Raw genomic sequence first — 12,910 nt, 5'->3', positions numbered from 1 at the left:
CGCGGAGGCGCCGCACGGTTAGCACAAATGAACTGCGGAATAGATAAATCGGGGGAGTATGCCGATTTTTACGCTGAACGTCCTTATAAACAAAGGCTGTTAAAAAATACTCCCCCCAGTATTTTTAAGCTTTAAAACCTGCCGGATCAGACTGACCGGAGCCGTCAGGCGACGATGACGGACGATGGAATAATGTATTCCTGTTAGCTGATCCGTCGGCTGCTGCAGGAAAACATCAGTCTGACATCAGGGAAAATTCATCCATTGCAGGGGCTTGCCGCTTGCATCCGTCACGGTCGTCATTTCTTTGAAAATTCTGGCCTGAATACTGTCCGGCAGACGAACCATATCCACCGTACGGACTAAATGATCACTGTTCATGAAACTCCAGGTGAAAAACTTCAGGACGGCGATCGATTTTTCTGCATTGGTAGCGGTTTTCTGGAGAATCACAAAAGTACCCATAGCGATAGGCCAGCTATTGGCGCCGGGTTTATCAGTCAGCATTTCTTCAAACCGGCCATTGGATTTCCAGCCACTGTTATTCATGCTGGCAGCGAAGGCTGCCGCAGACGGCAACACAAAACGGCCTTCACGATTTTTGAGAGTGACGTAGTCCAGATTATCCTGAAGCACATAGTTGTAATCAATAAAACTGATCGCATACGGCGTGCTTTTCACCGCAGCAGAAACGCCGCTGCTGCCCTTCACCTGCGTCAGTTCTGCGTGCCATTTGATGGTGAAATTTTTGCCGTATTGATTTTGCCAGTCGGCATTCACTTTGGACAGGTAATCCGTAAAATTATAAGTCGTTCCGGAACCTTCCTGACGCACGATCACCTCGATCGTTTTCTTCGGCAGTTTCAAATCCGGATTCAGAGCCGCGATAGCAGGATCATTCCATTGCGATATTTTTCGGGAAAAAATATCGGCCAGTAACTCACCGGTCAGCTTCAGTTTGCCGGTGGCGATCCCCGGCAGATTCACCACCGGCACGACACCGGAAATCGCAGATGGAAACTGGATCAGATCATCGCGTTTTAAATCAGCAACGCTCATCGCCACATCGCTGCCGGCAAAATCGACGGCCTTCGCTCTGATTTGCTTAATCCCAGCGGAAGAGCCGACTGGCTGATACGCCATGCCGATTTTTGTTTTTTTGTTATACGCATCGGCCCACTTTGCATATAAAGGCGCGGCGGCTGACGACCCGGCACCACTGATGGTATTTTGCGCGAGGGCTGACAACTGGAAAGAAAGAAGAAGGCACAACGATAAAAATTTAAACATGATGCTTAATTGAACACGAAGTTGGGAATCTGGTGATGTCTGATCTGTAGCTGACAATGCCGGCCGCCACCGGTAACCGAGTCACCACGCGGTCATGTGATGAGCACACAAGGTGCAGCCGGATATTCTGATCTTATGTTTTTTTCCAGCGCTCTCGGCGGGTGGCGAAGGCACACGCTGACTCTGGAATGAGTGATGAAGGGCGCCATTATAAAGCACTTCCTTCATCGGGGTTGGTCACTGCTCACTTCATCAGACAGGCATCAGATAAGCAACATGTATTGCCCGGAAAATTCCTCATTCAAAAAAATGGCGGATCAGGCGCTTGATCACACCGATGGCGACGACCATCATCCCCAGCATCATTCCCATCACCATCAGCAATCCCAGACCAACCGGATTACCATCAGCCGGCCCGAAAATAATATACAACTGCAGCGGCAGATAGCCCGCCACCGCAATAAGAATGCCGACGATCAGAAATTTCGATAAAGGCCAGCGTCCGTCATCGGTCGTTTTGTTGTCCCTCATTTCTGATCCTCACTAAGTCAGTTTATGGCAGACAGCCAATCTGCCTTTCGAGCATTACTGTCCGGCTACGGCATCTGGCTGCGCAGAAGAATGCAATAACAAAGCAGAAAGAGCGCTTGCCCAAAGAATCAGACCCGCTCCCAGACAGCCGACAGGATCAGCAGCACCAGCCTGCGCGAACTGCGGATACGCCAGTGCCCAAACCATCATCGCAACACCAGTCACCGTATGTCGCCTGCTGTGAAACACTTTGGCCAGCGGGATAAAATGCGCACCGACAATAAAAATAAAGGCAGGTACAAACCATTCAGGGTGGCCGATATTATTCACAATATTCACCGCCAGAAAAATGGCCACGCCCTGACCAATATTGACAATATTAAAAATCCGCTTCCCTTTTTTGCTTTCAGGTGTCTCAACAACAGCCGCATGCGCCTCACGATTGCGCCGGTACTGACGGAAAGCCGTGATAAACAAAGCCAGCCCCAGGCCGCTAATCAAAGCACACATCCAAGCAGCCTGTGCAAAACTTCTGATAGCCCAGGCGAGCAGCCAGCCGGACCCGAAGACCGAAAAAATCATGGCACCGACAGCAACACCAGCGCGGGATGCAGATTGTTTTTCCATTATTTTTATCCTGTTAAAGAGACAGCGAATGCCGGCATGATTTCCTTCCGAAGTTTGCCACAATGCCATCTTTTATTAGTAGGATCAAGCCATACACGGTGCGCCATGCCCAACGCAATTTTCAGACATTGCTATTTTGAGTTCTTCGCATTTAGCCATAGGCTCGCAAGGCGCAGACGCGTGCATGCGGCACTTGCTGTGGTGCGACGTGGGGCTCGTTAACAGTTCAGGCCATGAAAATGGAAGAATAAAGACCGGACTTTACAAACGCTCGCAGCGGTGATGGCTCGACATCAACTTCTCCGAGAGTAAAGATGGGAATAATCAGGTATGCGGGTCCGTAGCAGATCAACTGCTTTGCCGCTTCGACTATTGTTTCAGCTGTGACACTTAATGACACGCGTAGCCTGACTTTGAGGTGCCGGGATCGCCCACAACAAAAAATTAATAAACAGAGAAATCCGTTGGCGATTCCCAGCCGACCGTCTTGTTAAGCACCACGATCCATCCAGGTGTCTTCGCAGCGAAGCATAACTACAACCTTATGACTGCGGGCTGAGATACAGGACTCCCCAGCCGTGACCATCTGGATCGACGAAGCTATGCGAGTACATAAATCCCAGATCCTCCGGCTCGTCATAGGTCGTTGCTCCGGCCGCAAGTGCCTTGGCAACTAATTGATCTACGCCTTCACGCGAATCGCATGCCAGCGAGATTAGGACTTCAACAGCCTTACTCGTATCGCAAATTTCCTTCGGCGTGAAACACTTAAACTTTTCGTGAGTTCCGAGCATCACAGAAACAGTGCTGTTCACGACGAAGCAAGCGGCAGTGTCATCGCTAAATTGCTCGTTCTGCACGAATCCGAGTGCCTTGAAAAAACTAACCGATTTCGGCAAGTTTGCTACTGGGAGTGTCAAGAAAATTTGATTAATCACACTGCTCTCCTTTGATAGTGAAACACCGGTTGTATTTACGGCCTAACGTTCGACATGAGCGCCAGTTGGCGATACCGACAACTGTCCGCTTGACTGATGGGGCGAACCTCTCCTTTTTTTGCGCGATCTTAAGCGCACTGGTTCACATGGAGGACGGGAATCAAATTTCATCGTCAGGAGTCCAATATAGATACTACTACTGTGGCAGTGGATTTGGCCAAATCTGTATTTCAACTGGCTGTCGGCGATACACAATGGCGTATGCTTGAACAACATCGCCTTACCCGTGCGCAATTTGAACGATGGCTTATTAATCGCAATGTCTCTTTGGTTATCATGGAAGCATGTGCCCTTGCCAACAAGCTCGCGCGCATTTGTTATGCAACACTGCGTGATGGTGAAGACTACGGAACTGTGCAACGTATGAACAAGAAATTAGAGAGAATTTCGTATGCAATGCCAGCTTGTTCGATTTGACACTTGAAAAACCGATTCCCCACCAGCCTTTGCGTAGAGATTAATCGCCCATCATGGCACAACGGAACGCAACCAGATCATTGAACGCCGATAACTCTTCCGGCAGCGATCCGTCGAGATGGCATCTCCGACGGCTAACGATTAAGCTAACGGGCGAGCAAAAGCGCAGCTTTTGCGAGTCCAGCGAACGAAGTGAGCGACTGTTGAGCGCCTTGTTAGGGCTTGGCTTTGATGCCAAATTTCTTCGCAAACGCAGGATCAACCCAAACCGATTCAACTTGATCTGGCTTCAGTTCAACTGTTTCAGGTTCTGCACAGCCAGAAATAAAATTATCTAATGAACTAGCAAGAAACTCCGTCTCAGAGGTTTCGTGATCCCAGAAGTAGACAGCCTCATTAACCTCAATGAAATAGTTTCCTGATTCATCCTCTGCCAACACCTTTGCCCCTTCAAGCTCACTTGGAAAAGGTAGTGTGGCTTTGCGGATTATTCCGAAATCAACACCCTCTTCACTAATGAATACCTTGGAAAATGCGCGATTCATTTCAAGAGCCCTAACGCCCTAGTTAACCGGCGCCGGAGCGCGAAGCGCGCAGGGTACCGCGGCAGGCCATGAGAATGCCGAAGGCATGGCCTGCCGTGGCGTCCGCGTTGAACGACCAGTTAGGCTGTGGAGCGAAGGCACACTGGCAAAACATGCGACTACGCTCCTTCTACTTGCCGCAAGAATTCGTCTTGCAGTTCGCCGCTGTGTTGTGTGCCATCTGCGTCAGTAAGTGAGAGCTCAACGAATTGTTCGTTGAGTGAGGTGTTTCCATCAATGGCGCCAAGCAAGGCAGATGAGGCGTCAATGGCTGCTTGGCGCATTAGCGCCAGAATGACTTCATGCTCCGCTGCGGAAAGATTTCGTGCCAGCGTGGCTGCAGCAAGCCAAAGAGGATCTTTGATTGCCGAGACAGGCTCACTTAGCAAGACGTCTCGGTAGAACGGCAGCGTAGATTCGTCAATCTCGCCCAGTATCAGGTTGCAGAGCGCTTCAGTATTCATATGCGTTGCGAGTTGATGGCCTAACTTGTTTTAAAGTGCAAAATGGCAAAATAACAGATGAATGAAAAATAAGCAACAAGTTCCAATACGCCGCAAGTCCTTGTCTGGTATCGTTTTTTTTTCGTTATACTGATTAAATAAACAGTATAACAGGAGGAACCTGTCATGACCGCTCATCCCCCTAAACTTCTGGATCAAGTCAAGCATAGTTTGCGCTGCAAGCATTACAGCCTCGCCACTGAAAAACTGTATATTTACTGGGTTCGTTTTTTCATACGCTGGTCAGGCTTGCGGCATCCCAGAGACATGGCGGCACCTGAAGTGGAAGCGTTTTTGACGACCCTGACGATGAGGTGCTTGCTGAAAACACTTACGTTAATCATAAAAAATCCCGGAACCAGTCCGGGATTTTCATAGGTGTACAAAGTCCGCCAATGGGCTCACATATTACGGCGATACTGGCCGCCCACTTCAAACAAGGCAGTTGTGATCTGTCCAAGTGAGCAAACCCGTGCTGCGTCCATCAGTTTGGCAAACACGTTTTCGTTGTTGATCGCGGCTTGCTGCAACGCTGCCAGCGCTTGCGGTGCCACGTTTGCATGGCGTTGATGGAAATCTGCCAGGCGTGTGAGTTGCGATTGTTTTTCCTCTTCGGTCGAACGCGCCAGTTCTATCTTTTGCGGCACATCGTTTGCCTTAGGATTGCGGAAGGTGTTGACGCCAATGATAGGCAGCGTGCCGTCATGCTTCAGGTGTTCATAATGCATGGACTCTTCCTGTATCTTGCCGCGCTGATAGCCGGTTTCCATCGCACCAAGCACGCCGCCGCGTTCGGCGATACGCTCGAATTCCTGCAACACGGCTTCTTCGACCAGATCAGTCAGTTCTTCGATGATGAAGCTGCCCTGAATCGGATTTTCGTTTTTCGCCAGACCCCATTCACGGTTGATGATCAGTTGTATCGCCAGCGCGCGACGGACCGATTCGTCAGTCGGCGTGGTGATGGCTTCATCGTAGGCATTGGTATGCAGGCTGTTGCAGTTATCGTAAATCGCGATCAGTGCTTGCAGCGTGGTGCGGATGTCGTTGAAGTCGATTTCCTGCGCATGCAGGCTGCGGCCCGAAGTCTGAATATGGTATTTCAGTTTCTGACTGCGATCATTCGCACCATATTTGTCGCGCATTGCCACCGCCCAGATACGGCGCGCGACGCGGCCCAGCACGGTGTATTCCGGGTCCATGCCATTGCTGAAGAAGAACGACAGATTCGCGGCGAAATCGTCGATGTGCATGCCGCGTGCGAGGTAGGCTTCAACAAACGTGAATCCGTTCGACAGCGTGAATGCAAGCTGCGAAATCGGATTCGCACCTGCTTCAGCGATGTGGTAACCGGAGATCGATACCGAGTAAAAATTACGCACCTGATGATGCACGAAATACTCTTGAATATCGCCCATCACCTTGAGCGAAAATTCAGTCGAGAAGATGCAGGTATTCTGACCCTGATCTTCTTTCAGAATATCGGCTTGCACCGTGCCGCGCACATTCATCAGCACCCATGCACGGATTTTCGCGGCTTCGTCGGCAGTTGGTTCGCGTTTGTTATCCGCACGGAATTTATCCATTTGCTGATCAATCGCGGTGTTCATGAAGAAGGCCAAAATGGTCGGTGCTGGGCCATTGATCGTCATCGAAACCGAAGTCGCCGGATCGCACAGATCAAAGCCGTCGTACAGCACTTTCATATCATCCAGCGTCGCCACTGAAACGCCGGAGTTACCGATTTTGCCGTAGATATCTGGGCGGATTGCGGGGTCAGCACCATACAGCGTGACCGAGTCAAACGCGGTCGACAAACGCTTGGCATCCATGCCTTGCGACACCAGTTTAAAGCGGCGGTTGGTACGGTAAGGATCGCCTTCACCGGCAAACATACGGGTCGGGTCTTCGCCTTCGCGCTTAAACGCAAACACACCGGCGGTGTAAGGGAAAGAGCCTGGCACATTTTCCAGCATCAGCCAGCGCAGGATTTCACCGTGATCGGCAAAGCGTGGCAAGGATACTTTACGAATTGTCGTGCCAGACAACGATTTGTAAGTCAGGCGGGTGCGGATTTCTTTATCGCGGATTTTGACGACATACTCATCACCCGAATACGCCTGCTGCATATCGGGCCACATGCTGATCAGTTTTTTGGATTCAGCATCGAGCTGGGCATCTTTGTCGCTGGCCAGCTGATTCAGTTCAAACAAAATATCGTTTTCGCGCAGGCGGGATTGCAATTCTGCTGACCCGCTCTGCTCTGCCTGTGGACGGACAAGCACCGGAGCGCGGCCATTCGCCTGCAGATGCTCATGCAGCATACGCGCCGATTCGTGCAACTGCTGGCGTTCGCGCGCCAGCACCACTTGCTTGGCAGTATGCTTATGATAGCCACGCACGGTGTCGGCGATTTCCGCCAGATAACGGCTGCGGGCCGGTGGCACGATGACGTTTTTAGCGCTGGAAAATTTCACTGTTACCGGCGCCAGTTTTCCGGGGATCGTTTTCAGACCACGGGCGGTCAGCGCTGGCAGCAAGCCCTGATACAGCGCGGTCACGCCATCATCATTAAAGCGCGATGCCTGCGTACCATAGACCGGCATGTCTTCCGGTTTTTTGCTCCATAGTTCGCGGTTGCGCTGATATTGTTTCGCCACGTCACGCAAGGCATCCTGAGCACCTTTGCGGTCGAATTTGTTGATCACCACGAAATCGGCAAAGTCCAGCATGTCGATTTTTTCGAGCTGCGAAGCAGCGCCGAATTCCGGTGTCATCACATACATAGATACATCGACATGCGGCACGATCGCCGCATCACCCTGACCGATGCCGGAGGTTTCCACGATCACCAGATCAAAACCTGCGACTTTGCAGGCCGCAATCACATCCGGCAACGCCTGGGAAATTTCCGAACCGGCTTCGCGCGTCGCCAGCGAGCGCATGAACACGCGCGACTGACCGCTCCACGGATTAATCGCATTCATACGGATGCGGTCACCGAGCAAAGCACCACCGGATTTGCGGCGTGATGGATCGATGGAAATCAGTGCGATATTCAGCTGATCATCCTGATCAAGACGGATACGGCGGATCAGCTCATCAGTCAGCGAAGATTTACCCGCGCCACCGGTACCAGTAATACCGAACGCTGGCACGGTGGTTTGCTCTGCGGCTTTCAATAATTCTGCGCGTAGTTCCGCTTGCACACTATCGTTTTCGAGTGCTGTAATCAGCTGCGCCAGCGGACGATGCCGGGTCGTCATGTCGCCTTCTTTCAGCACATCCAGTGAGGTCGGCGCATAGCCCGATAAATTCACATCACACGCTTGGATCATGGACAATATCATGCCGACGAGGCCCATGCGTTGCCCGTCTTCCGGGCTGAAAATACGGCTTACGCCATACGCATGCAGATCAGCGATTTCTTCCGGCACGATCACACCGCCGCCACCGCCGAACACTTTGATGTGCGCGCCGCCACGCTGTCTGAGCAGATCGATCATGTATTTGAAATACTCGACGTGGCCGCCCTGATAGCTGGAAATCGCAATACCTTGCGCGTCTTCCTGCAAGGCGGCGGTGACGATTTCTTCGACCGAGCGGTTATGTCCGAGATGAATCACTTCGGCGCCATTCGCCATCAGGATGCGGCGCATGATATTGATCGAGGCATCATGGCCGTCGAACAGCGAAGCAGCCGTGACGAAACGGACTTTGTTAGCAGGTTTATATTCGGTCAGATTCTGGGCTACGGACAGGTCAGTCATGTCTTCCTCAACAAGGTTTGGCAAAGGTGTGCGCTCTGGGCGGCGGATTTCCTTTGCTGATGAATTATGCAGCTAAGTTATATGACGTTAACGTAAACGTCAATGAGTATATATCAGCAGGTGAAAAACGCGATACTCAATACTGGCGCGGCTTGCAGACCAAAAATGGCGCAGCATGCCGATACAGCTTAGGTGTCTGAAAATATTCACCATTCCGGTAACTATTTCCGGTTTCAAGTGCGCCAATTGCCAACAACGGCAGAGGCGCGCTTGTCAACCTCAGGCGACGCGGGAAAGTTCGGTGACCGTCGCTTTTTGCTGATTGAGCAATGCGGCTTTTTCAGCATAGTAGGTTTGCACTGATTTTTCCTTCACGTGACCGAAACCACGAATATGCTCCGGTAAGTTTGCCAGCGCCACTGCCTGTTCCAGATTGTCCTGATTCAGACCTGAAATCAGGTTCAGGATCAGATCGCGGTAGTCGGTGATCAAGGCGCGCTCAGAGCGACGTTCTGCGGTATAGCCAAAAATATCGAACGCCGTGCCGCGCACGCCTTTGCATTTCGCCAGCAGTTTGAATGCCTGCCAGATCCAGGAGCCGTATTGCGCTTTGACAAGATGACCTTGCCCATCCTTCTTCGAAAAAATAGGTGGTGCCAGGTTGAATTTCAGACTGAAATCACCCTCAAACTGTTGTTTAAGTTTGTCGGTAAATTCACCATTGGTATACAGACGCGCAACTTCGTACTCGTCTTTGTACGCCATCAGTTTGAAATAGTATTTCGCCACCGCGGTACTCAGACGGTTCCCCTGACCCAGAGCACTTTCTGCGCTGCGGACCCGGCTGACCAGATCGCTGTATTGAGCGGCATAGGCAGCATTCTGATACGCAGTCAGATAATCAACGCGACGCTGGATCAGCTTATCCAGACTTTGCGGCATATTCACAACGACGTTCTGCGCCGGAATCGCAATTTTTTCGACTTTCGCCAGATCGACCGCAGCGCGACGGCCCCACAGGAAAGCCTTTTTATTTGCGTCAACCGCCACGCCATTGAGTTCAATCGCCCGCATCAGCGCAGCTTCTGATACCGGGATTGCGCCTTTCTGATAGGCGAAGCCCAGCATGAACAGATTGGTCGCAATTGAGTCACCCATCAGCGCGGTCGCCAGACGGGTCGCATTGATAAAATCGACCTTGCCATCAACTGATTCGCTGATCAGATGTTCAACTGACTCCAGCGGGAACTGCCAGTCTGCATTTTTGGCAAATGCGCCGGTTGGCTGTTCATGGGTATTCACCACGGCACGGGTACGGCCTGCACGCATTTTGGAAATCGCATCATGCGCACCAGCCGTCAGAATGTCGCACCCCAGAATCAGATCGGCTTCACCGGTGGCGATGCGTTGCGCTCGCAGTTTGCCAGCCTGTTCGATGATGCGGATATGCGAAGTCACGGAGCCGTTTTTCTGCGACATACCGGTCATATCCAGCACCGATGCGCCCTTGCCTTCCAGATGTGCCGCCATGCCGAGCAAGGCACCAACGGTAATCACACCGGTACCACCGATACCATTGAGCAGGATGTTGTAAGCGCTGCCGCAGGCCGGCAGTTGCGGCTCAGGCAAAGCGCCGAAATCATCATTCTTTGCCGTGCCGGTTTTTGATTTGCGCAGCTTGCCGCCCTCTACCGTGACAAAGCTGGGGCAAAAGCCTTTGACGCAGGAATAATCCTTGTTGCAGGAAGACTGATCGATCACGCGTTTACGGCCGAATTCTGTTTCCAGCGGCATCAGCGAGGTACAGTTGGATTGCACACCGCAATCACCACAGCCTTCACATACGGCGTCGTTGATAAACAGACGCTGATTCGGGTCGGGGAATTCGCCCTTTTTGCGGCGGCGCCGTTTTTCAGCGGCGCAGGTCTGATCGTAAATCAGCACGCTGCAGCCAGCGATTTCACGTAATTCGCGCTGTACTGCATCCATATCTGTACGGTCGTGCAGCGTAACCATGGCCGGCAATTGCGAGCGGTCGCTGTAACGCGACAAATCTTCCGTCACCAGCGCAATACGTTGCACGCCTTCGGCTGCCATTTGCTGCGCCATCATAGGCACGGTAATGGTGCCATCAACGGGCTGACCACCGGTCATCGCGACGGCATCGTTATACAAAATTTTATAAGTGATATTCACTTTAGCAGCCACCGCCGCGCGTATCGCCAGATAGCCGGAATGGAAATACGTGCCGTCGCCGAGATTCTGAAACACATGCGGTAATGTGGAAAACGCCGCCTGACCTATCCACGGTGCGCCCTCGCCACCCATGTGGGTCGTGAGCTTATTGTGTTCTGGATAAATCGCGGTCGCCATCACGTGGCAACCGATACCGGCCAGCGCCAGACTGCCTTCCGGTACTTTGGTCGAAGTGTTGTGCGGGCAGCCCGAGCAATAGTAAGCCGGACGCGCCGGGGTATTCACCTGCTTAGTCAGCACCACATCTTTCGCTTCCAGAAAAGCCAGACGTGCCTTGATCAGATCACTGGTGTGAAAGCGCGCAATCCGTGAAGAAATCACACGTGCAATCTGCGCCACAGAAAAATCTGCCTTGGACGTCAGCAACCATTCGCCACGCGGATGTACCCATTCACCTTTTTCGTCGAACTTACCAATCACGCGCGGACGCACATCGTCGCGCCAGTTATACAACTGTTCTTTGAGCTGGTATTCCACCATCTGGCGTTTTTCTTCGACGACCAGAATCTCATCCAGCCCTTGTGCAAATTCACGTATGCCATCCGGTTCCAGCGGCCACGGCATCGCTACTTTATACAGGCGGATACCGATCTCGGCGGCGAACTGTTCATCAATACCCAGTTCTTCCAGTGCTTCCAGCACATCCAGATAAGATTTACCCGACGCGACAATACCCAGTCTGGCATGCGGGCTGTCTATCGTTATGTGATTGAGCTTATTGGCACGCGCATACGCCAGCGCCGCATAGATTTTGTAATCCTGCATCAGCGCTTCCTGCTTACGCGCCTGTATGCCCAGTGTATCGAGCGATAAACGCGTATTGAGGCCGCCTTCGGGCATCACAAAATCCTCAGGTATCTTGATCTGTAAACGGAAGGGATCAGCATCAACCGAAGCGGTGGATTCCACCGTATCTGCGAGCGCCTTGAAGCCAACTGCGCAGCCGGAAAAACGTGACATCGCCCAGGCATGCAAGCCCAGATCTAGGTATTCCTGCACATTGCAGGGATACAGCATAGGGATCATGCAGGCAGAAAAAATATGGTCGGACTGATGCGGCAAGGTTGACGAATAGGCGCCATGGTCATCACCGGCCACCAGCAACACACCGCCATGTCTGGCGGTACCGGCATGGTTCATGTGCTTGAACACATCGCCGCAGCGATCCACGCCCGGGCCTTTGCCATACCACATAGAAAACACGCCATCGTATTTAGCAGGGCCAATCAGATCGACGGTCTGGGTGCCCCAGACGGCAGTTGCGGCCAGATCTTCATTCACACCCGGTACGAACTGTACGTGATTTTGTTCTAATAATTTTTTGGTTTTCCACAAAGTCTCATCGAGACCACCAAGCGGCGAACCGCGATAACCGGAAATAAAACCGGCCGTATTCAGACCCGCAGCCAGATCGCGCTGGCGCTGTATCATCGGCAGACGGACTAGAGCCTGTATGCCGGAAAGGAAAATCGTTCCGCTGTTCGACGTATATTTATCATCGAGGCTGACATCATGCAAAACAGGGGGAGAGGATATTGTTGTACTGTGTTGCGCGGCAGGCGCGGACGAGAGTCCAGCAGACTCCATCGTGGTGTCGGTTGACATAGTGGCTCCAAAATTTGTGATTTTTGATCGCAAAGAACATGCAAAGCGTCCGGTAAGACACAAATTTGTTCGTCACCTGTAGCGAGGTATCGGGTACAGGTTCATTGCGTTGGCTGAGATAGCAGCCATTTTATGCGAATCTGGGACAAAACTCGATAGCCAGACCAGCTATCACCACGGCAATGCTATAGACGTCGCCACCAGAAACACGATTGATGGCGCGGTTATATGCTTTACCGTCTTTTGTCCAGATCCGGAAAGAGTTCAAAGAAAGCTTTCGAAATTATCGCTGCAGCGCTTTCCCGACTTCCTTTGAAATCTGCTGTTTT

10 protein-coding genes are annotated in these 12,910 nt (G+C 51.9%); 2 read left to right on the top strand and 8 right to left on the bottom strand.

Annotation, left to right across the window (positions count from 1 at the left end; all coding sequences use genetic code 11):
• Positions 1-246: 246 nt before the first annotated feature.
• The 4 genes from pstS to ACOTSW_RS00585 all read right to left on the bottom strand — a co-directional run bounded on the left by pstS (position 247) and on the right by ACOTSW_RS00585 (position 3,386).
• Positions 247-1,290 carry a phosphate ABC transporter substrate-binding protein PstS gene (pstS, locus tag ACOTSW_RS00600; RefSeq protein ID WP_423680436.1) on the bottom strand — a complete coding sequence of 348 codons (1,044 nt, stop codon included), beginning with the start codon at positions 1,288-1,290 and terminating at the stop codon, positions 247-249.
• A 297-nt stretch (positions 1,291-1,587) separates the two neighbouring features.
• Positions 1,588-1,821, bottom strand: a complete 234-nt coding sequence (locus tag ACOTSW_RS00595) for a hypothetical protein (protein ID WP_423680435.1) — start codon at positions 1,819-1,821, stop codon at positions 1,588-1,590.
• Positions 1,822-1,875: 54 nt separating this feature from the next.
• Positions 1,876-2,448: a DUF7010 family protein gene (locus ACOTSW_RS00590; RefSeq protein ID WP_423680433.1), complete on the bottom strand. Its 573-nt coding sequence runs from the start codon at positions 2,446-2,448 to the stop codon at positions 1,876-1,878.
• A 542-nt stretch (positions 2,449-2,990) separates the two neighbouring features.
• Positions 2,991-3,386, bottom strand: coding sequence for a VOC family protein (locus tag ACOTSW_RS00585; RefSeq protein ID WP_423680432.1), 396 nt, complete (start codon positions 3,384-3,386; stop codon positions 2,991-2,993).
• Positions 3,387-3,587: 201 nt separating this feature from the next.
• On the opposite strand from ACOTSW_RS00585, the gene ACOTSW_RS00580 reads away from it, so the two are divergent.
• Entirely contained in the window at positions 3,588-3,863 is a 276-nt protein-coding gene (locus ACOTSW_RS00580) for a hypothetical protein (protein WP_423680431.1), read from the top strand.
• Positions 3,864-4,078: 215 nt separating this feature from the next.
• On the opposite strand, the gene ACOTSW_RS00575 is transcribed toward ACOTSW_RS00580, so the two are convergent.
• Positions 4,079-4,408, bottom strand: a complete 330-nt coding sequence (locus ACOTSW_RS00575; protein WP_423680430.1) for a hypothetical protein — start codon at positions 4,406-4,408, stop codon at positions 4,079-4,081.
• Positions 4,409-4,566: 158 nt separating this feature from the next.
• Complete coding sequence (locus ACOTSW_RS00570; protein ID WP_423680428.1) at positions 4,567-4,911, bottom strand: hypothetical protein; 345 nt, start codon at positions 4,909-4,911, stop codon at positions 4,567-4,569.
• A gap of 165 nt (positions 4,912-5,076) precedes the next feature.
• On the opposite strand from ACOTSW_RS00570, the gene ACOTSW_RS00565 reads away from it, so the two are divergent.
• The gene (locus tag ACOTSW_RS00565) at positions 5,077-5,328 is read left to right on the top strand and encodes a phage integrase N-terminal SAM-like domain-containing protein (protein ID WP_423680427.1); all 252 of its coding nucleotides are present in this window, start codon (positions 5,077-5,079) and stop codon (positions 5,326-5,328) included.
• 23 nt (positions 5,329-5,351) lie between these two features.
• Here the strand turns inward: ACOTSW_RS00565 and icmF are convergent, their stop codons facing one another.
• Together icmF and ACOTSW_RS00555 are read right to left on the bottom strand one after the other, a co-directional pair.
• The gene (gene icmF / locus ACOTSW_RS00560; protein WP_423680425.1) at positions 5,352-8,720 is read right to left on the bottom strand and encodes a fused isobutyryl-CoA mutase/GTPase IcmF; all 3,369 of its coding nucleotides are present in this window, start codon (positions 8,718-8,720) and stop codon (positions 5,352-5,354) included.
• A 279-nt stretch (positions 8,721-8,999) separates the two neighbouring features.
• On the bottom strand, positions 9,000-12,581 hold the full coding sequence (locus ACOTSW_RS00555; RefSeq protein WP_423680423.1) for an indolepyruvate ferredoxin oxidoreductase family protein: 3,582 nt from the start codon (positions 12,579-12,581) through the stop codon (positions 9,000-9,002).
• Positions 12,582-12,910 lie beyond the last annotated feature (329 nt).

Source organism: Undibacterium sp. WLHG33 (genome assembly GCF_049544815.1).
GTDB lineage: Bacteria > Pseudomonadota > Gammaproteobacteria > Burkholderiales > Burkholderiaceae_D > Undibacterium.
The sequence above is the reverse complement of the archived record's forward strand: the minus strand, read 5'-3'. Positions and strand labels throughout refer to the sequence as shown.